At 34.5% G+C, this 23,243-nt stretch carries 9 protein-coding genes; 7 read left to right on the top strand and 2 right to left on the bottom strand.

The annotated features are described in order from the left end of the window. The first annotated feature begins 228 nt into the window (after window positions 1-228). Together ACFSX9_RS07345 and ACFSX9_RS07340 are read left to right on the top strand one after the other, a co-directional pair. Window positions 229-804, top strand: coding sequence for an OmpH family outer membrane protein (locus ACFSX9_RS07345; RefSeq protein ID WP_379806181.1), 576 nt, complete (start codon window positions 229-231; stop codon window positions 802-804). A 75-nt stretch (window positions 805-879) separates the two neighbouring features. Then, complete coding sequence (locus ACFSX9_RS07340; RefSeq protein ID WP_379806179.1) at window positions 880-3,153, top strand: helix-turn-helix domain-containing protein; 2,274 nt, start codon at window positions 880-882, stop codon at window positions 3,151-3,153. On the opposite strand, the gene ACFSX9_RS07335 is transcribed toward ACFSX9_RS07340, so the two are convergent. Beyond that, window positions 3,145-3,534 carry a DoxX family protein gene (locus tag ACFSX9_RS07335; protein ID WP_379806177.1) on the bottom strand — a complete coding sequence of 130 codons (390 nt, stop codon included), beginning with the start codon at window positions 3,532-3,534 and terminating at the stop codon, window positions 3,145-3,147. The two genes, ACFSX9_RS07340 and ACFSX9_RS07335, sit on opposite strands and share 9 nt — an antisense overlap. Window positions 3,535-3,536: 2 nt before the next feature. After that, window positions 3,537-4,688, bottom strand: a complete 1,152-nt coding sequence (locus ACFSX9_RS07330) for a DNA polymerase III subunit (protein WP_379806175.1) — start codon at window positions 4,686-4,688, stop codon at window positions 3,537-3,539. 347 nt (window positions 4,689-5,035) lie between these two features. Here ACFSX9_RS07330 and ACFSX9_RS07325 point away from each other — a divergent pair, with 347 nt between their 5' ends. The 5 genes from ACFSX9_RS07325 to ACFSX9_RS07305 all read left to right on the top strand — a co-directional run bounded on the left by ACFSX9_RS07325 (window position 5,036) and on the right by ACFSX9_RS07305 (window position 23,224). After that, window positions 5,036-5,485: a hypothetical protein gene (locus tag ACFSX9_RS07325; RefSeq protein WP_379806173.1), complete on the top strand. Its 450-nt coding sequence runs from the start codon at window positions 5,036-5,038 to the stop codon at window positions 5,483-5,485. 18 nt (window positions 5,486-5,503) lie between these two features. Then, window positions 5,504-6,778, top strand: a complete 1,275-nt coding sequence (locus tag ACFSX9_RS07320; RefSeq protein ID WP_379806171.1) for a hypothetical protein — start codon at window positions 5,504-5,506, stop codon at window positions 6,776-6,778. A 1,352-nt stretch (window positions 6,779-8,130) separates the two neighbouring features. Continuing rightward, complete coding sequence (locus ACFSX9_RS07315; RefSeq protein WP_379806169.1) at window positions 8,131-9,570, top strand: T9SS type B sorting domain-containing protein; 1,440 nt, start codon at window positions 8,131-8,133, stop codon at window positions 9,568-9,570. Between the two features lie 7 nt (window positions 9,571-9,577). Next, window positions 9,578-12,733, top strand: a complete 3,156-nt coding sequence (locus ACFSX9_RS07310) for a PorP/SprF family type IX secretion system membrane protein (protein ID WP_379806167.1) — start codon at window positions 9,578-9,580, stop codon at window positions 12,731-12,733. Between the two features lie 57 nt (window positions 12,734-12,790). Then, window positions 12,791-23,224, top strand: a complete 10,434-nt coding sequence (locus ACFSX9_RS07305; RefSeq protein ID WP_379806165.1) for a T9SS type B sorting domain-containing protein — start codon at window positions 12,791-12,793, stop codon at window positions 23,222-23,224. The last annotated feature ends 19 nt before the right edge of the window (window positions 23,225-23,243 follow it).

Genomic DNA, 23,243 nt, shown 5'->3' with positions numbered 1-23,243 from the left:
TTTTAGATCGTTTTTAGACACTTTTTGGGTCTTTTCGATATCTATTAGCCAATAATTTTTGAAAACGGAAGAGATTTAAGATATGTAATCCACTTTTGATAGGTTCTTTATATGATGAATGATGTAACGATAAGAAATATTGATAACTAAAAAATAAATAAAAAAGGAACAAATTTGCATGTTGCGAACTTATTATTACTTTTACAAAAAAATAATTATTTATACCAAATGAAAAAAGCCATTTTAATTTTAGGAGTTGCGTTAAGCGTTTTAGCTTGTAACAAAAATGATGAAAAATCTGAAAGTTTTAAAACAGCCTATATTAATACATCTGAGTTGATTGAGAAATATGAAAAATTCAAAGACGAAGATGATAAGTTCAAAGTTAAATCTCAAGAGTTAGGAAGACCATTAGAAGCGAAAGTAAAAGCATTCCAAAATGAAGCACAAGGTTTCCAACAAAATGCACAAGCAAAAGGACAACAGTGGGCTCAACAAAAAGGTGCTGAATTACAACAACGTGAACAACAATTAGGAATGGAGCAAAATGCTTTATTACAGCAATTGCAACAAGAAGGTGCGGTTTTGAAAGATACTTTAATTAGTGAGGTAAAACAGTTTATCAAAACTTATGGTAAGAAGAAAGGATACGATTATGTATATGGAACAGGAGACGCTGCTACAGTTCTTTACGCTAAAGACCAATATGACATAACAAAAGATGTTTTAAAAGAATTAAACGATTCTTATAAGTCAACTAAGAAAGACGACAAACCGGAAGTGAAAACTGAAGAGAAAAAATAATTGAAAGTCCCGTTTAACGGGACTTTTATATTTAACATCGTTTCTATATATTTGTAGCTCAAAATTATAAGCCACATGGAACCATTATCAGCCGCAGCATCTTACGCACTTCGATTTATTAACCAAACCAATAAATCTATTTTTCTTACCGGTAAAGCCGGCACCGGAAAAACTACTCTTTTAAAAGAGATAATCGCTACTACGCACAAGAATACAGTAGTTGTGGCGCCCACAGGAATCGCCGCTTTGAATGCAAATGGTGTTACAATCCATTCGATGTTTCAGTTGCCATTTGGTGCTTTTATTCCTGACAACAAACAACTCCCCCACTTTTCTGATACTGTAAAATTCGAGAATCGCGATTCACTAGGACGTCACTTTAAGATGAATAACTTGAAACGTGCAGTAATCCGAAACATGGAACTTTTAGTTATTGATGAAGTTTCAATGTTAAGAGCGGATGTGCTTGATGCTATGGATTTTATGATGCGAAGAGTGCGTAGAATCGAAAGACCATTTGGAGGAGTACAAGTGCTGTTTATAGGAGATTTATTACAATTACCACCAGTTGTGAAGAATGAAGAATGGAGTATGTTGAAGAATTATTACCGCGGTATGTTCTTTTTCCATTCGCATATTATTCAACAATATCCCCCTTTATATATCGAATTAGATAAGATTTTTCGTCAGACAGATGCTGAGTTTATTGATGTTTTGAACAATTTAAGGCACAATAAAATTACTGCTGCAGATGTACAGATTTTGAATCAATTCGTACAACCTACTTTTGATCTAAAGAAAAATAAAGGTTTTATTACCTTAACTACGCATAACGCGAAGGCCGATACCATTAATGCACAATCCTTAAAAGATTTAGAAGGAAAACAGTTTACGTATGCGACTGAAATCACAGATGATTTCCCTGAAAAAATTTATCCGCTTGATGAGAAGCTACAGTTAAAGGTTGGTGCGCAAGTAATGTTTGTCAAGAACGATTTAAATGCGGACAAACAATTTTACAATGGTAAGATGGGCGTTATCAAGTCGTTAACTGAAAAAGAAATTTTTGTTTATTTTCCGGAAGAAAAGAAAATGATTGAAGTTGAACGTTATGAATGGCAGAATATTCGTTATAAGATTAACGAAAACACTAAAGAAATTCAGGAAGAAGTAATTGGAACGTTTGTCCACTACCCTATTAAGTTGGCTTGGGCAATTACGGTTCATAAAAGCCAAGGCTTAACGTTTGAAAAAGCTGCATTGGATGTATCGCAAGTTTTTGCGCCTGGACAAGCTTACGTGGCTTTATCGCGTTTACGTTCTTTAAAAGGGCTTGTTTTACTGTCTCCTTTGCGAATGAACGGTATTTCTAGCGATGAAGATGTATTGAATTATGCCGAAAATAAAGCTTCTGAAGAAATATTAAAACATTCGTTAGCAAAAGAAACATCAAGTTTTTGGTTGCATTCATTGATTATTGCGTTTGATTTCAAGCAATTAGTACAAGAATGGCGCAATCATTTGTTTAGTTATAAGTCCGAAGCACCAAAATCACCAAAAGGTAATCACGAAAAATGGGCGCAAAATCAACATGATAAATTAGCGCCGATTTTAGGACCTTCTGCTAATTTTTTAGTGCAATTGCAAAAGATATTTACTTCAGATAATCTACAACCCGAATTTGTTAAAGAACGTTGTGACGCTGCGTATGATTATTTTTTTAAAATCTTAGATGATATAGCTGAGGAGCTTTTGTTGAAGATTGAAGAAATCAAACGTACTAAAAAAGTAAAAGCTTTTCATGATGAATTAGTAGAGTTAGAAGAACTTCAAATACGAACGATTATCCAACTTAAAAAAGTAAAATTACTTACACAGACGATTGTAGAGGGAAAAGAAATTTCGAAACAAAATCTAGTTTCCGAAGATATTAATGTATACAAAATCAATAAGTTAGTCGTTGTTTCTGAACGCTTTAAAAAGCTTAACATTGCTTTGGTTGAAGATGACGATGATGTTTCTTATTATACGGATTCGAAAAAGAAAAAAACTGCTGGCCCCAAGAAATCTACATATGAAGATACGTTAGAATTATGGAAGCAGAACATGACTATTTTCGAAATAGCGAAACAGCGAAAACTTACGCCTCAGACCATTTATAATCACTTTACTAAGTTGATTCAAATGGAAATAGTACAACTTTCCGACATTTTACCTACTGATAAAATTACCGAATTAACCGCTGCTTTTAAAGATTTTAAAGGCGAAAGTTTAGGCGAATTAAAAGAAATCCACGGTGATAAATTCTCGTGGGATGAATTGCGAATGTTTAAAGCGAGTTTAGCTTAACCAATTCACGGCCATAATAGCTGGAATAAAGTAAATGACAATAGTTCTTGCACCATCGTAATCTTTAGCTAATCGTTGACCCAGCAAAAGAAACAACAAGGTAATACTAGATAAAATTGCGCCATAGAAACCTAATCCTCTGATTACAACATCTTGCATTAAATGTTGGATAATTCCAGAAATACATAAAGCACCCGAAGCAATTTCTAACAGTAGAATAATTCCTAGCGCAAAAGGAACTTGTTTTGCTAAAACTGTATTTGCAAAATGGCCCGTTAACCACTCTGTGTTTCCTTTCCAATCTTTTATTTTGTCATATCCTGATTGTAAGAAAGTTACTGCTAATAAAGCTAAAATTAAAAGGGGGGCTACTTGTATCATATTTATTCTTTTTTATGTATTAATCGCGTTAATTTTATAGAGAGATCGGTTAAAATAATTCTACTGCTTCCGTTACGCTCGATATGGTAAATGGCGTCTTCTAATTCTTTGTAAATTTCATTTATATTAGAACCATTCACAAAAGGCGCAAAGTTTTTCAATTCAAATTTTGGCACATTTGTTTCTAGAAATACTAAATTATTTGCATTGTAGTTTAAAAGTAATGCTTGTCTAAAAAACTGAATGCAATAATGTAAAAATTGCTTTTGAGTTTCTCTTCCTGTTTTGGAAATTTTTTCACTCCAAGCAATCAAGTCTAAAATAGCAGCCGCATTTCCTTTGGCTCTGAAAGCACTCCTTACCCACTCTATAAACCATTCGTCAAACGGAAATTCATCTTCTTCTTTTTTAAAAATGTGAAGTGCCTTGTTATAATTCCCCTCACATTGTAATGCTATTTTTTTCGCTTGTGCCAAATCACAATTTTCACTTGAAACCAATGCATCCGCAATAACAGTTTCACTTAAACCCATGAAATCAATTAATTGACATCGTGAAAGAATAGTCTGTAGTATGTCGTTTACATTTTCAGTAATTAAAATAAAGACAGTTTTAGCAGGCGGTTCTTCTAAAAGTTTTAATAATTTATTCGCTGAAGAAGTATTCATTTTGTCTGCCATCCAAATAATCATCACCTTATAACCACCTTCATAGGATTTTAAAGCTAATTTTTTATTAATTTCTGAAGCTTCATCAACATTTATTAATCCTTGTTTATTTTGAATACCAATTTTTTTCAACCAGTCGAATAAATTGCCATAAGGAGTTTCGGTTAAAAACTGGCGCCATTCCGTTAAAAAATTATCACTAACCGGATGACTTTTTATGCTATCAGTTGTTGCAACAGGAAATGCAAAATGCATATCGGGATGGGAAAAATGTTCAAATTTCAAATTACAAACGTTATTCGTACCTTGATTTTCTCCACCAACATTACCGCACAAAATATACTGCGCATAAGCAATTGCCATGGGTAAAATACCACAACCTTCTGGGCCCGCAAACAATTGTGCATGCGGTATTCTCCCCGCTTCAGCACTTTTTGTAAGATGGTTTTTAATGTGTTCTTGTCCTAAAATATCTTTAAAAAGCATGTGCCAAATATAAAACAATTTTGTGAATCAAATCCGTATAATTGTAAGGTTAATAATTTTTATAAGTAGTAATGGGCTGGTTTTTAAATACTACAAATTATTTTTTGGCACGTTTTTTGGAATCATTGTTTTGAACAACAGTATAAGATTATAATTTAGTACAAATGAGGAAGTTGTAGGGCGCTAAATTTTTCGCTTTATAATTCTTAATTAAATGTTAAATTAATGTAAATGCGACAGAAACGCTTAAAACTAGATTTTATTTTGTTTGTTTTTATTAAATAATATATATTTGTATTAATACAAATGAGAAAATGAAACTTTAAATTTTAAAAAACCCCTACATTATGAAAGGAATTTACTTAGGAATTTTATCAATTTTTTTATTAGCATCGGTTGAAGTTGTTGCTCAAAAAGGAGGAAAAGTTGTACCGCAAAAAATTATCATCAACGTAAGAGGAATATCTAAATTCCATAATTTAAAAGAACTTCAAGATATGTCTAAAGGTCAACTTATTCCTTTATACAAGGAAAGAGTTAAGATTTTATACAATGTTTTCCCTTATATTGGCGTTACTCCTCAGCCAGGTGTTTCATTTGCAGATCTTGGAATTCCTGCTAGTAAAGAAAACGTTTCAGCCTTAGATCAAGAAATTGTAAATAGATCACAGTTTATCGATAATAACGAGAAGTTCTTAGATGCGATTCTACCTTATTCTGATACAAAAAACATTATCGACGCGATCCTTTTTTACGAAGAAGTATTGAAAATGGTGAGTAACTCGACTCAGAAGTAATTTTTTTAACCCAATTTTATGAGAAATTTTAGATTTTTAATTATTGTTATGTTTAGTTGCTCATTTGCTTTTGCACAACAAGATTTGGGAATCGTTGGACCAAATAATTGGCTGTATGGTTGGACTTCGTTCAAGCCCCTAACGAACGATTATCCGCAAACCACAAAGATATTGCCAAATGTGATTTCGGCTGATTTTAAGTTGTCTGCTTTCGAGACATATAGTCTAATCGGTGAAGTTTATGTTACTAACAATGCGACGTTAACAATAGAAGCAGGGACAACTATTCGCGCAAGCGCTGATGAGTATAGCACATTAATAATAACAAAAGGATCAAAACTTATTGCGGAAGGATTGCCAAATAATCCTATAGTTTTCACTTCGTCAAGATCTGCACAGGAAAGAAAACCTGGAGATTGGGGTGGGATTTATATATTAGGAAGTGCACCCATAAACATTTATGGTGGCGTGTATAAAATTGAGTCGTCAATAGATCCTAATTTAATTATAGGTGGTGGAACAAACCCTGCAGACAATTCGGGTTCTATAAAGAACATTAGAGTTGAATTTGCTGGAAAAGGTAAAAATAGAAATGGTATCTATGATGCTCTAACTTTTATAGGCGTTGGGACTGGTACAGTGATTGAAGGTATCCAATCTAGTTTTTCAAACGGAAATTCATTTAAGTTTGTAGGCGGTAACGTTAAAGGGACCAAGTTGATCGCTTATCGTTCAAAAAATAGTGACTTTGAGTTGACGCAGGGCGTTTCATGTGATTTAAGCAATGGCTTAATTATACGTTATGCATTCTTTTCAGCGAGTACAAGTTTTAGAGCTGTAACTATCAAACAATACGAGAATAAGGATATGACTGATATGACAAAGCCTCCTACTAATGTTTTGATGACTAACTTTTCAATGATTAATGAAAGTGATGGAGAGGCAGTTACTGCAGGATTAATTAAGGAAGCAGTGCTAATCAATGATGGTTGTTTTTTCTCGCTTAACAAGAGTATCATATCAGGTTTTGAAACAGCACTTTTATTAAGTTCAAATTTAGAATTAAAGCCGGAAAATATTAATAAAATAAAATTAAAGAAGATATTCTTCAATAATTGTGAAAATAACATTACTTCTGAATTAGGAGCAACAGAAAGCCAGGATTTAGAATCAATGTATGCCGCAGCAATTTATGGTAATGTTTATTATAAGGCCAAGGCAACGGATATTTTTAATGATCCTAATAACGATAGAACGCCAGATTATAGAATCAAGATTAGCGGTGTTAAGTAGTTTTTTTCTGTAATGCAGTCGGATCTGTAAAATTGCTTCACACCAATTTGATGAATAAAGTTAACCATACAAAATATTAATTTTTGTAAACGGTTTGATTTAATAGGTAATGCTTCTTAAATAATAGTAAAAAAGGATGTTTTTAATGATTTATAAATCATTAAAAACATCCTTTTTTACTTTAAAATCAAATCTGCTCCTTACTCGTTGTCATTTTAAATGTATCTCAATATTAAAATATTAATACAAATAAAGACATTATAATAATGTAATTTAAATTCCTAAATTGTTTCTACATAAACTATTTAGATTTAGTTCATCAAAAAGGAAATTAAATTTTAACTCATTTTAGTACATAATAACTTACTTATAAAATTATTTGTCTAACAATAGAAAACGAGTAATATACTGTAAGAAGTTATGCGTATTGTTAAATTTGTATATATTCAATTTGAACTTAATATTATTTGATAATTGTTTGCTATAATTATCTAGTATTATTGAAATAGGTACAATATCCCTATGCGTATGATCTCCAAGCATGTAAATCGCTAAAACAATAATCGACTAAAATGATAAAAAAAAAATGATTTTAAGCATCTTATTTCAAATTGTGTACCATTAAATTTACTTAATTATAACGCTTAATATTTTCACATTGTGCAAATGTTAAAAAATATTAAAAGTTATTTTATAAAATCAGTACTATTTTATACTATATTTGCCCCAAATAATCTTATCATAAGTAGATTCTACTTTTAATCTTATTACTGAAAGAAGCTTCATTTGAATGAAAAGGCCTTTAAATGCTAAGATAAAAAGATAAAAAAGTATAGAAAATCTGTAATGATTAGAACGAAAAAAAAATTATATTTGTTAAGATTATTATAAAATTACAGTAAAATAAATTAGTTTGTTTAAATGTTCGAATTTAACTTGAGGTTAGAATCGACTAAAACTCTTCAAACTTTTGTTATTCAAGTTGTAAAATAAACAAAAAGAATACCCAAAACTATAATAAAATAAACTTTTAATTTAACACAATGACAAAAACCAATCATCTGTAATCTTCGTAATTCAGTTGTATAAATCTTTAAAATAGTACTTCTGAAGGATTCGCAATATTGCACAATGCCAATTATCTAAAAATTTTTAGGATCTAATCTTTTTAAGAAATAGATCGTATGAGTTAAGTTCTGTATTTTGATAGAGATTATTTTTTTAGAATTAGGTATTGTATTTTAGATTTGGTTTTGTCACCACTTCTTAAACAGCAACAAAGTTTTAAAGTAGAAAAGTAAATTTTTCTTTTAAGGATAAGTTTAAGAAATATTATATAAAAAAAATTAAGTATGTACGCGTCACAAGTTTCTATTAAATATCTGGTATTGACGATTATCCTTGCGGTATCGTCGACAGTTAGTGGCCAAATTCAGATTAGTCTGCAACAGCTCGGTTTTCAATTTAAGTGTCAAACAGAATTTATCAACACATCACATACAGTTACATTTTCCGCTTCACCTACCAGTGCTATTAATCCTGGTAATATTTTTTCTTTAGAATTATCTAATGATGAGTTTGCTACATATACTGTAATTACTCCAACTTCCATTACCCAGTCTGGTGCAAATTTTACCATGACTTTCAGCTTTCCTCAAGAAACGTTTGGATTAAATTATAAATTAAGAGTAAGAAGTTCTAGTCCTGCAAAATTAAGTGTGCCTTCTGTAGCGTTTGATGCTTACTTTATACCACATAATCAAGAAATAGTGTTAAATACACCTGTAGGGATTGATAACGTTTCATTTTGTTCAGGGGCAACAAGTTTTACGCTCTTTATTTACGATTCAGGAACTAGCTCATCTCCTCTTTTTTACCCGCAATTAACTTATGTGTGGAAGAAAAGACAGACGCCAAATGATATTGTGGTGGGAACAGGTAGTTCTTTAGCAGTTACTCAACCTGGCGAATATTATGTGGAAACTAATTATGGAGTTTGTAGCCCTTCTTTTGATTCTAAATCCAGAATCGTTACAGTTTCTTCTCAAGCATCTTCACCTTTAACGATTACTAGTAGCGATGGTAACCAAATATGTGAAGGAACACCTGTAACTTTAACAGGAAGTTTAACCGGTGGAGGCAATACTTACAAGTGGTACAAAGATCTAGTATTAATTACAGGAGCAAATGGTAGTAGTTATGTAACTACGTATGCAGGTGAATATAAATTAGTTGTAGATAACGGAATTTGTGTTTCTGAAGCAACAATTTTGTTAAGCCCTATTACCTTTAACTCTAGTGTAAGTCCTTCGAATACGATAATGATATATGAAGGACAGACCTCCACTATAGTTGCTACGACGACAGCAGTAAATCCAGTTTTTCAGTGGTTTAGAAATGGAGTATTATTAACAGAAACTTCTAGTTCATTAGTTGTAAGCGATATAGGAACTTATAAAGTTGTTATCACGCAAACATTAGGTTGCGCTGCTAGTGAGGAAATAGAAATAATAGTTAAAAAGCCGGAAATTGATGATGTTCCGAATCTTATAAGTCCAAACAACGATGGATTCAACGATACATGGGTGTTGCCAAGTGCAATTACTTCTCAATCAGATATAAATATAAAAATTTTTAATTCTTCTGGAAAGATGGTGTTATCAACAAATAACTATCTAAATGATTGGCCAACAGAAGAATCAGATTATAAAAATTCAAACGCTGTATTTTATTATATACTATCGAAAGGTGGGGATAAAATCAAGCAAGGAACAATAACAGTTATAAAGTAATTACGATTTGAAACATAGATACTTCTTATTATTAACTTCACTACTTTTTAGCATTACTCTGTTTTCACAGGATAATGCTTACAGTTCTTTTGATATAAATTTAAAGAATTCGATAAAATTCAATAAGCACCTACTTAATCCTGCTTTTAGTTTTGCGCGAGAAACTGCTCCAACGATAACAATAGTTAACAGACGTCAATGGGTAAATTTCGAAAATGCACCTCAATTTTATTTTGGGAATTATTTAGGAAGTTTAAGTGATAGGTCTCGATTTGGAGTTGGATTATATCAACAAAGTGTTGGTGTTTTGAAAAACTTCGGAGGTGTTTTAAACTATTCTTATAATGTGCCAGTTGGATATGAGTCTAATCTTACATTTGGTTTAAATACTTATTTCTACAATTCTGCTTTTGATGTTGCAAAAGTTATAACTATTGAAAATGAGCCTTTGTTGGAAAATCAGAAAGCGAATTCACTTATAGCTATTAAACCGGGTATCAACTTCGGAACCGAATTTTTTGACTTTGGAATTGCAGTAAATAATATGGTTTTATTTAATATTGCAACTAGTGAAATGGTTAAGGATAATCAAGAAAATAGTTATTTAGGACATATTATGTATACTGGTTATCTTAGTAGTTATAGAAGTTTTCTTGATGAAGCTAAGTTTTCTACATTGTTTTTTGTTGAAAAAAAGAAAGATGCTACTGGTTTGGCAGCTAACTTTATGTTAGATATTCCAAACAAAGGATGGGTGCAAGGTGGATATAATACTCTTGCGGGTTTTTCTGCAGGAGTTGGAGTTACAATTTCAGAAAAGTTTTCGATAGGTTATAATTATGATTTAGGACTTGGTGATATTTCTCAGTTAGGGTCAAGTCATCAATTTTTGCTTGCGTATACTTTTGAAGAGTACGGTGAATCGAACAAAACGTACGTACCTATTACAAATAAATCTAAGAATAATGCTAAGAAAGCACCTGGTACTCCTGCTAAATCTGCAGCCGAGATAGCTAAAGAAAATGCCGAAAAATTAGCTAATGCAAAATTAGAACGAGAAAGATTAGCTTTAGAAGCGGCTGCAAATGCGGAGAAAAATAGACTTGCTTTAGAGGAAGCAGCTCGTCTTAAAGCTGAGGAAGTAGCGAATAAAAAAGCACAAGCAGAACAAGACAGGTTAGATGCTGAAGAAGCAGCTCGTACAAAATCAACTACAGACATATCACAAGCAGAAAAAGATAGATTAGCTGCAGAAGAGGCAGCTCGTGCAAAAGCAGCAGCGGATAAAGCTAAGGCAGAAGCGTCGGCAAAAGCGTCGGCAAAAGCGCAAGCAGAAAAGGATAAATTAGCAGCAGATGAAGCGGCTCGTGCAAAAGCGGCTCGTGCAAAAGCGGCTGCAGACAGAGCGAAAGCGCTAGCAGTGGCTAAAACGAAGGCAGAAAAAGACAGATTAGCTGCAGAAGAAGCAGCTCGTGCAAAAGCAGCAGCAGACAAAGCACAGGCAGATGCAGCTTCTAGAGCTCAAGCAGAAAAAGACAGATTAGCAGCAGCAGAAGTAGCTCGTGCAAAAGCAGCAGCAGACAAATCTCAGGCAGATGCAGCTTCTAGAGCTCAAGCAGAAAAAGACAGATTAGCAGCGGAAGAAGCAGCTCGTGCAAGAGTATTAGCAGACAAAGCACAGGCAGATGCAGCGTCAAAAGCTCAAGCAGAAAAAGACAGATTAGCAGCGGAAGAAGCAGCTCGTGCAAAAGCAGCAGCAGACAAAGCACAGGCAGATGCAGCGTCAAAAGCTCAAGCAGAAAAAGACAGATTAGCTGCAGAAGAAGCAGCTCGTGCAAAAGCATTAGCAAATAAAGCACAGGCAGATGCAGCGTCAAAAGCTCAAGCAGAAAAAGACAGATTAGCTGCGGAAGAAGCAGCTCGTGCAAAAGCAGTAGCAGACAAAGCTCAGGCAGATGCATCTTCTAGAGCTCAAGCAGAAAAAGACAGATTAGCAGCAGAAGAAGCAGCTCGTGTAAAAGCATTAGCAGATAAAGCACAGGCAGATGCAGCGTCAAAAGCTCAAGCAGAAAAAGATAGATTAGCAGCAGAAGAAGCAGCTCGTGTAAAGGCCGCAAAAGATAAAGCTAACGCAGCAGCAGAAAAAGACAGATTAGCTGCAGAAGAGGCAGCTCGTGCAAAAGCAGCTTCAGACAAAGCTCAGGCAGATAAAGATAGATTAGCAGCTGATGAGGCAGCTCTTAGAAAGAAATTAGAATCTGATGAATCTAACAAAGTTGTTGAGGCATTTAAGAAAGACATTGAATTAAAAACAGCAACATCAGATAAATTAACTAAGAGTTTAGAATCTATCGTTAAGGAAAGAGACGAGGACTTAAAAGAATTTTTATTAGAAAACACATTGAATGCAGATGGTACTCCTAGAGCTGCCAAAGGTTTTGTCAGTACATCAGAATCAAACGCAAAACTTCAAAGTTTAAAATCAGAAATAAATGTAAATAAAGTTGAGTTTGATAAACTTATTAGAGATTTTGAGGCTTCAAATAATCAAAGACAGAAAGAAATAAAACAAAAAGGAATTTCTGACATTGACGCAAAACCTTTAAATGATTATTATTTAAAAATGTTAAATGATTTAAAATTAAAAAGAGAAACATTTAACAAACTGGAAAAAGAAGCGGACATCAAAATCCAAAGAATAAAAGACGAGAAAGAAGCTGAAAGATTGAGAAGGATTAAGAGAGCAGACTATGATAGTGAAAGTGAAAGAAATTTAAGAAATCAGCAATATTTAGAAAGTTTGAAGAAAAATCAGGAAGCTGTTAGTGGTAATCAAACAACTACTAAAAATAAAGATGGTGAGTCAAACGCAAACACAAACGCTGTTACTGAAATTCCAATTATTAAAAAATTAACGGATGTAAGTGCGGGTTACTATTTAGTGCTAGAAACTTTTAGTAATTTAGAGGAAACAAAAATATATTTAGCAACTGTAATTAAAGAAGGTGGTGGCTCAAATGTTAATTTCTTTTACAACTTACACAATAGTACATATTACGTTTATATTGGAAAAACAGACGGTATGGGCGATGCAAATGAAGAGTTAAAAGCTAAAGGAAGTAAAACATATAACAAGAACATGTTTATTGCCAAGGTTGAATAATAGATTATAATTAAAATAAGACAATTAAATAAATAGAAACTTAATTCTAGTAACATAATGAAAAGAACTACCCAAAAATTCTTATTCCTACTGTCATTCTTTGTGCTGGTGACTAACACTATTGTGGCGCAAAACGCTGTTCCTTTCACAGCAAAGTATAATGCATCTCTTAAAGGAGATATGTTATTGATAGGAAATGGAATACTTAACAGAAAAACAACCACAGATAATCCAAACGTTGCTTACAATGGAACAGATCTAAACGATAATTTAGATATGCAATATATTGATATCGATGGTGATACTTCTACCTTTTCTTCCAGTAGTGCGAATCTAACAATCCCGACATTAGGTGCAGGCAATTGCTATAAAATTGCGTATGCAGCGTTGTATTGGGGAGGAGTTTACAGTAAAGCAAATGTAGATGCAGCAGGGACGGCCTCAGGCGATGTTGTTAAAGCAAATTTTAACAAAGTTAAATTTAAATTACCGGGAGGAACCTATACTGATATAACTGGAACAATATTATATGACTCACCTTATGTGGCAACTGACGCTACAAATGCCACTTATTCTTATGCTGGATTTGCTAACGTAACTAGTTTATTACAAGGACTTCCAGATGCGAATGGAACTTATACTGTTGCTAATTTAATTGCTGGAAAAGGTAAGCGAAGTTCAGGCGGATGGTCACTTTTTATAGTATATGAAGACCCATTAGCTACTGCAAAAAACATTACGAGTTTCGATGGTTTTAGCGGTGTAAAGGGCGGACAAAGTTTGAATATTCCGATATCGGGGTTTACTACAATCCCATTCGGACCGGTAAGAGCAAAAGTTGCTTTTTCTGCACTTGAAGGAGATTTCGGAATAACAGGTGATAGACTACAAATCAACAGTGTTGATATGTCAACGGGGACGAGAGGTACAAATAACTTTTTTAATAGTTCAATTAATGATATAAATGGTTCTTTTTTAAATAGGTTGCCGGCAAGTAAAAATCTTCTAGGATTTGATGCAGGAATTTTTGAAGTCCTCCCAGCTTCCATAATACCAAATAATGCTACTTCTGCAACAGTTACTTTAGTAACCGATGGAGACCAGTATTTTTACTATTTCAACGCCTTTGCCGTAGAAATAATTCAGCCACAAATTAATCTTATTAAGACAGTTACAGACTTAACTAATATTAATATTGGAAACGGCAATGTCAATCTTGGACAACAATTGTATTACGATTTAGAATTTCAGAACATTGGTAATGACAATGCGACATTTTTTACCATTACAGATATTCTTCCGGTTAACGTAAATTTCTTGCCAGCTGATTTGATTTTACCTCCTGGTGTTACCCATGTTTTTGATGCAGCTACGAATAAGGTTACTTTTACCATTCCTAATGCATTAGTAACTACTGGAGGAGCGAAGTACAAAATTAGAATTAAAGTTAAAGTAGTTGAAACTTGCGATAAGTTAAGAGATGCGTGTTCAAACGAAATTAAAAACCAAGCTTTTAAAACTTATTCAAGCCAAACTAATAACAATATAGTTGAAAATGAACAACCGAGCGCCTCTAGTATAAGTGGATGTTTAATTCCAGAACCAGGTACTACAAATTTTCTTGTAGGTATAGACGGTTGTATTTATGCGAGGGAAGAGGTATTATGTGGAGCGAATGTAACTTTAACTGCAGGCGCAAATTACACGTCATATCAGTGGCATAATGGATCTCCCGCTACTGCAGCTAATGCTATACCAGGAGCAACAAGTCAATCATATACAACAACAGTGGCGGGCGTATATTCAGTTGTGAATACTGCTCCTGCACCTTGTCTAACAATTACAGAAACAATTACAGTAATTAATTTCGATGCTCTTGTCCCTAATCCTTTAATTGGAGCTGGAGATGTTGATGCCATTTGTACAAACGACGGTTCGATTTTGCCTAAGATCTTTCTATGTGGAGCAGGAGACACTCGTTTAATACAAACAAACATATTAAATGCTACAAGTATTATATGGGAAAAATTAAATGAAGCTAGTTGTGCTGCATCTACAATTGTAGATTGTCCTAACACAAATTCATCTTGTGTATGGAGTCAGGTGGGTACGGGACCAAATTTTACTGCAAACGTAGCTGGACAATATAGAGTTAAAATTGTTTTCCAAAACGGATGTTTTAGAACCTACCATTTTAATGTCTTCCAAAATTTATTCACGCCAACAGAAGTACATAAAGATATCATTTGTGGTAAAAATGGTTCAATTACAGTTAACGGAGTTCCGCCTGGATATGAATATAGTTTGAATGCTGCTGGACCATGGGTTACAACAAATGTTTTTTCAATTCCTACAGCTAATAATTATACGGTTTACATTAGACAAATAGGAACAGGAGTTGGAAACTGCGTTTTCGAATTACCTAACATTTCTATTCGTGAAAGAAACTTTACAGTCGATGTAATCCCAACGCAACCATTGTGTAATGATTCAAAAGGTAGTATACGAGTTCAGATAAATGATGCTGAGCCACAATATACTTATCAATTATTTTTAGGAGCCACATTAGTAGCTTCTGCAGGACCAATAAATAGTAATGACCATATTTTTTCTGGATTAAATCCTGGAGCTTATACTATTATAGCCAGTACAGCAGATGGTTGTACTAGTACTCAAAATGCTGCTATAATTGCTCCCGATGCTATTACTGTGACAGCTAATGTTACGATTCCTTTGACATGTAGTCCTGGTGAAATTACGATATATCCTGTTGGTGGAACAGGGCCGTACATTTATCAGCTGAACCCACCTGCATTTCAATCCACTCCAAATTTTGAAATTACGGCACCTGGTACTTATAATATAACTGTTACAGATTTTAATAACTGCGTAGCAACAACTACAATAGTTGTAAATGAAATTCCAATGCCAGAATTTACAGTTACGCAAACAAATTCGGCTTGTTACGGAAGCGATAGTGGAAGTATTTTATTTAATGTAACTAATAATAATGGTTACACACTTTCGTATAGTATTGACAATGGAACGACATTTACTGCAAACCCAAGTTTTACGGGTCTACCAGCAGGAACATATCAAACAGTTGTTCAATATGTTTTAGGAAGTACAATTTGTACTACTGTTGCACAAGCTATAACTATAACAGAACCAGCAACAGCTTTAACGGCTTCGGGTGGTGTTTCGCAACTTGCAGGTTGTGGCCCGTCAGGAGAAGGAGAAGTTAGAATCACAAATCCGCAAGGAGGAGTTCAGGCATATGAATATAGTTTTGACAATGGTATTACATACGGAACTGCAAATACTAAATTTTTGCCAGCAGGTACTTATACTCTTTATATTAGAGATGCTAACCTGTGTGTATATCCAATGAATATTACAATTGATCCAATTCCAACACCTCCAACAATTGTTGTGAATAACCCTGATTTCAATTGTGATGGTACAGCCACATCTACAATTACGGTTAATGATAACGGTGGAAGTTTTGAATACACTTACTTATTGGATGGTGTTCCTAATACAAACGTTCCTAATAATGTTTTTCTAGATGTACCTTGTGGTGATCACACTATCAAAGTGCAGTACAAAAATTTAAATATTCCTACTTTTAGTAATCTTTTAAACGAAGATTTTGGACAAGGAATTCATACAACATCGCCTGGGATTAATCCAGCATACTGTTTTGAAAGACAAGTAGCAGCAACTCAATGTAATGGAAGTACTCAAATAAACGATGGAGATTATGCAGTTTTAAATAGAATCGATCCTAGATTTGGGACATGGGCTGATGCTAAAGATCATACCTCAAATGGAACTAATCCAAATGGTAGATTTTTATGTGTTAACATTGGTGGGGTTGCTGGCGTAGGAGGAATCCTATACAGCAAACCTATTGTAGATATTATTCCAAATCAAGATGTTCAGGTTTCTGTTTGGGCCATGAATTTATTAATGAGTGGAACAACAGGATTCAATCCTAATTTAACAATACAGTTAGTTAAAGATTTAGGTCTTCCTACGCAAGTTATAATCGCCTCGCAAGAAACTGGAGATATTCCAAAGATTTCAAATTGGCAAAATTATACACTAGCCTTAAATCCTGGAAATAATACAAATTTAAATTTTGTTATCAGATCTAATATTACTGAAACGCAAGGTAATGATGTGGTTATTGACGACATTAACGTTTATCAGATTCCAAAATCTTGTATAACAGAAGTTGATTTCCCTGTTACTATTGCATGTAATCAAGCTTTTAGTGCATCTATAACAGGTCATACTGATGTAGCGTGTAATGGTGGAGCTGATGGTAAGCTTACTATTGCAGTGCAAAACTTTGCTCTTCCATATGGTTTTGACTATTCAATCGATGGTGGAACTAATTGGGTAAACTCTACAACATCTCCTGTAATTGTAACAAGCTTAGGCGCTAATTCGTACAATGTTTTAGTGCGATATGATAATACTGCAACTACGTGTTCATTCCCTTTCACACAAGTAATAGCAGAACCAACTCCTTTAGTTGTTAATGCAAGCCTTACTACTCCAGCGACTTGTTTAGTTGGTGGTACGATTACAGCTGTTGTAACGGGTGGTACTGCTAATTATCAATATCAATTATTAGATAATTTAGGAAATATTGTACGACCATTTCAAAACAGCGCAGTATTTACAAATGTTGTAGCTGGTGACTATGTTGTAATAGTTAAAGATGCAAATGGTTGTTCAAATCCTATAGGAGTTTCAATTAACGTGCCAGCAGCGGTTACGCCAACGGCAACTATTTCGCTAACATCGGATTTATGTTATGATACTGTAAACGCAGCAACAATTGTTGTTGATGCTATAAACGGAGTGCTTCCATATAAATTCAGTATTAATGGTGGTGTCTTCCAAAACAGTAATACTTTTAGCGGTTTATTACCTGGATCTTATACGGTTACAGTTCGTGATGCTTATGGTTGTGAAGTTACTTTAGCAGCTGTAACTATTTCACCGCAATTAACTGCAAACATTTTAATTGCAAATAATCTTAATTGTGGCGCATCTCCAGACGCAACACTTTCAGGAACAATTTCGGGTGGATTAGCTCCGTATACTTACCAAGTTTCATTTAACGGTGGCGCTTTAAGCACACCTGTAACTAATGTTATTGGTACTACATATAATTATAATGCTACAGTAACTGGTAATTATCAGTTTACAATTACAGATGCAAGTGGATGTACTTTTGTTTCAAACACAATAGTAGTTAAACCTTTGCCAGTTTTACCAGCTCCTACTGTAGTTCAAACTAATGCAATTTTATGTCATGGCGATAGCAACGCAGCTATAGCGGTAAATGCTTCTGGTGGCTTGTCACCTTACGTTATTAATGTTTTAAATACTACCACTGGTTTTAATTACGGAACGCAAACTTCTGGATTAGAAGCTGGAGTGTATGTAATTACAGTTACTGATGCTAATTCATGTACAGCTTCAACCAGCATTACAATTACGGAGCCTGCTTCAATTAATTACACTACTATTAAAACAGATATTTTATGCAGTGGTGGGGTAACTGCGCCTGGTGCAATTGAAGTAGTCAATGTCGTTGGTGGAACGGCTCCTTTCAATTACTATGTTACTAATAGTTTCGGTTACTATGACACTTTTACTTCTGCAACTGGTCAGGATCATTCTTTCATTATTTTAAATTTTGGAATTTATGATGTTACTGTTGTTGATGCTAATGGATGTCAAATGGCTATTAACGGTATTATTATTTCATCACCACCTGATAGTTTAACAATTGATTTAACAACTGCTACAGTTGATTGTACTATTGGAGGAACTGTACAGGTTACAGTTAATTCTCCTATTGCAGGTGGACCATATCATTTTGCCATTTATCAAGATTTAACACCGGCAAACCCTCCTTATCCTGAGTATATTACTAATCCAGGTCTTTACGTTGATGCAGATGTACCTGGAGGATTAACAGCTACATTTATAGGTCTGCTTCCTGGTGTAACATATAGTTTTATTGTGTATGACGAAACAACGAAATGTCATTATTTTGAAACAGCTTCAGGACCAGTTCCAACACCATCATCTGTTACTTCGACTGTAACTCCTAATAACGTTACATGTACTGGATTTGCTGATGGTAGCGTTTCATTCACTTTCGAAGGTTATTCTGGAACAAGCGTTTCTTACCAAATATTCACAGCTTTAAATAATGTTCCAGTTGGGCCTATTGGGGTTTCAAATGGTTTGACAGGAGGTCCTACTACAGTATCAAATTTCGGAGCTTTGCCTCCGGGAGTTTATTACGTATTATTTACTGAAGTTGATGGAACTTATATCGGATGTTCTCAAGCATCTGCCAATTTCTCAATTTTTCAATCTGCAGTAGGATTAGAATTAAATGCAAGTGTTGTTAAAAATGATAATTGTGGAATTAACGCAGGACAAATAAATGCTATTGGTTCTTTCGGAACTGCTCCTTATCAATATCAATTGGTTACAGCAGGAGGAACTCCTCCAACTGCTACTACTTGGGCGGGTCAAACTTCTCCATTATTTAATGCTGAAGGTGGAAGTTATGATGTATATGTAAAAGATCGTAACAACTGTATTAAGACGGTTACTATTAATTTACCAACAGACTCATCTCCTCAAATCGCAATTAGTCAAGATGCAACCACAACTTGTAATGCGAATGAAGGAAGTTATTCAATAACAGTTTTTAGAGATAACACAGTAGGGATTGCTCCTTTTACGTACAGCGTAGACGGTAGTGCTTTTAACTCTTATACAGAAGATGCTTTATTCTCATTTGTAATTTCTGGGTTAAATTCTGGAACACATACTATTGTGATAAAAGACGCCAATGGTTGTTTAGATACTAAAAATATTATTATAAATGCACCTATCGTTGGTAATGCAGTTGCAAGTATTGCTGCTGCTACAGATTGCGGTGCTAGTGACGGTATAATTACAGTAAATGCAGTTGGTGGCTCAGGAAGCTATTCTTACAGCATTTTACCGAACCCAGCAGGAATTACCTTGACAGCAAATGTTTTCACTAATATTCCTTCAGGTAATTACCAAGTTACTATTACTGATTTAACATCTCTTTGTACTTCTGTAGTGACAGTTGATCTGGCAACTCCAGCACCTGTGTTGTTTACATCGACAGTTACAGATGTAACTTGTTACGCGGGAAGTGATGGTAGTATTGAAGTTATTTTAGATCCAGCAAGTACTGATCCGGTTTATACTTATCAGATTACTGGACCTGTAACAGTTGGACCTCAAACTTCGAATGTATTTAACGGCTTACCAACTGGTACATATTCTGTTACAGTTTTATCGGCGAGAGGATGTTCACTTTCGCAAGCTGTTGTTGTTAATCAACCAGCTGAAATTTTAGTACCCGTCTTATCTATAGCTGTTTCACAGTTTGATTGTAATTCTGGAACAAATGCTACTAATTTTGCTACTATTACTGTTACTGGTGTAACTGGCGGATCTTCAACTTATATTAATTATGAGTTTGTTTTGGGCGGTACAATTGTACAAAGCGGTACTAGCAACGTTTATACAGAATCTAATTTATTAGGTGGAGCATATACTGTTAATGTTTATGATAATAATGGGTGTATGGGGACTACAGCTACTGCTGTTATTATTACTCCATTCGTATCCATTGCTACTCCTTCTGTTACTGTTACAAGTGCAATTACTTGTACTACTGATGAAGCAATCACAATTAACGTGGTTAGCACTGGAGGTATTCCTGCTAATCTAACTTATACGGTTGTAGGATTAGCTAGTAATCCATATAACGTTACACAATCTAATAATCCGAACTTTACTGGATTGACGGTTGGTAATTACGAGATAACTGTTTTAAATGTTGACACTGGATGTAGTGTTAAAACTATTCATTATGTCTTTAGTCCAAATACATTTAATGTAAATGTGACAGTAAGCAATAATGTAACTTGTTTTGGAGCTTCGGAAGGAAGTATTGTTGTTAATTTCATTGACAATGATCTTACATCTACGAATGATGCTGGTCCGTTTACTTATGTTGTTACTAATCAATTAGGTAATCAAGTAGCAAACGGAACTACTACTTCGGCAGGTCCAGAAATAATAAATGGTTTAGCAAGTGGTATTTATCAATTGCAGGCTACTTTAGTCAACACTCCGTTCTGTACAGTAACTACAAACTTTACGATTACACAACCGGCTGCAGTTTTGGAAATATTCGCAAATAGCACACCTATAACTTGTGTTGCTACTTCAGACGATGGTACAATTAGTGTTTCTGCATTGAATGGTTGGGGTGCTCCTTATGAATTCCAACTAGAACTTGGTGCTACAGTTGTTAGCGCTTGGTCAACTAGTAGCTATTTTACGGGGCTTACTCCGGGTACTTACACAGCAAGTGTTAGAGATGCTTTAGGATGCCCCCTTTCAACAACGATTACTTTGAATGTTCCTACACCTATAAATGCCTCTGCAAGTGCTACTGCTACAAGTCTTTTATGTTTTAATGATAACAATGGCGAAATTATTGTTACAGGTGTTACAGGTGGTTCTGGTTCTGGTTATTTATATAGTTTGCTAAATGTAACAACAGGTCTTACATCTGCTCCACAAACGAGCAATGTGTTCGCAAACTTAGGTGCGGGAACTTATCAGGTTATTGTATCAGATTCATTCACTTGTGAATTTATATCTGCGCCTATTGTTATTACGCAACCAGCTGATTTAGTTCAAGCACAATTGGCAACTGCAACAACTGCAACTTGTGAAATTGACGCGACAATTACATTGTCTGCATCGGGAGGAACTGCGCCGTACAGATATAGCACCACAACTGGAGGTCCTTATACTGCTTTTACTGGTTCTGTGACTTTCAACGCACCTGCAGGTATTTACAAATACTTTGTTGTAGATGCAAATAACTGTACAGAGGCTGAATCTACAGAAATCACTGTTTCACCAGTTGTTCCTGTTTCGGTAACAGTTAATACTGCGAATGCAATAATTTATTGTAACGGAGGTACAGCTACTGTAACAGCTACAGCCACTGATGGTTTGGGAGGATATACTTATACGCTTAACCCGGCAACCGCTGGAGTTACTGAAAATAATGGTGTTTTTGAAAATGTCCCAGCTGGTACTTATACAATTGACGTTACGAGTGGTGATTGTTCTGGTGCTTCAGTACCATTTGTAATCAACCAACCAGAGCCAATTGTAGCTACCGTTAGTTCTACTAATGTTACATGTAACGGTTTAGATAACGGTATCATTGAAGTTATAGCAACAGGAGGAACAGGAATAATTCAATATTCTATTTCATCTAATCCGCTTGAAACTGTTAATAGTGGTTTGTTTACAAACTTAGCAGCAGGTACATATACTATCTCTGTTCAAGATCAGGCAGGATGCTTTTTAGCACCTATTACGGTTACTATAACTCAACCTGAGCCAATCTCTTTTGTGTCTTTCGGCCCAGTTCAAGAAGAGGTTTGTTATGTCGATGGAGGAAGTATTTCTTTCAGTTTAACAGGAGGTACGGTAACGGCTACTGTTGGTTATACTGTTGTTGTTAACGGAGGAGCTTATACTCAAACTTCTTTAACAGGTGACTTTAATTTTACAAATTTACCTGCGGGATTATATAATTTCATAGTTAAAGACGCTAACGGATGTGCTGATTTACAATTTGAAGAAATTTTAAATCCAGGAGTTGATATTCAAGGAATTGTAGATGTTGACTATTTATGTACAGGAAACAGTCCTACGAATATTGTTACTGTTTTTGTAAATCCAGATGTTCCTTTAAGTGAATTTACTTTCAGCTTAGATGGTGCAGCGCCTGTTTCATCAAACGTATTCTACGGAGTTGGACCAGCAGGAAATCATCAGATAGTTATTAATCATATTTCAGGATGTATTGAGACACTTCCATTCACAGTAGTGGCTTATTCTTCACCGGAATTAACATTAGCTCAAACAGGTTTAAATCAATTCACAGCTATAACAGTTGGAGGAGCAGGAGATAATCAGTATACGCTTAACGGACAAGATGTTGGTACAACTACTGTTTACATGATTAATCAAACTGGAAATTATACGGTAACGGTTACAGACGCTAATGGTTGTACAGATACTAAAGTGATCTTCATGAAGTTCTATGATGTAACAATTCCAAACTTCTTCACACCAGATGGTGATGGAAATAATGATGGTTGGTCTCCGATATATACTGATAACTTCCCTAATTTAGTGGTTTACATTTTTGATAGATATAGCAGAAAAGTAGCTTCACTTAAACAAGGAGATTCTTGGGATGGAACGTATAATAACAAACCATTGCCTACAGGTGATTACTGGTATGTTATTAAATTAAACGGCGATTCTGATACAAGAGAATTTATTGGTAATTTCACATTATACAGATAAAAGCAGAGCCACATAATTT

The sequence above is a fragment of the Flavobacterium ardleyense genome (genome assembly GCF_042686085.1).
GTDB classification, from domain to species: domain Bacteria; phylum Bacteroidota; class Bacteroidia; order Flavobacteriales; family Flavobacteriaceae; genus Flavobacterium; species Flavobacterium ardleyense.
This window is presented reverse-complemented; position numbering and strand designations above follow the sequence as displayed.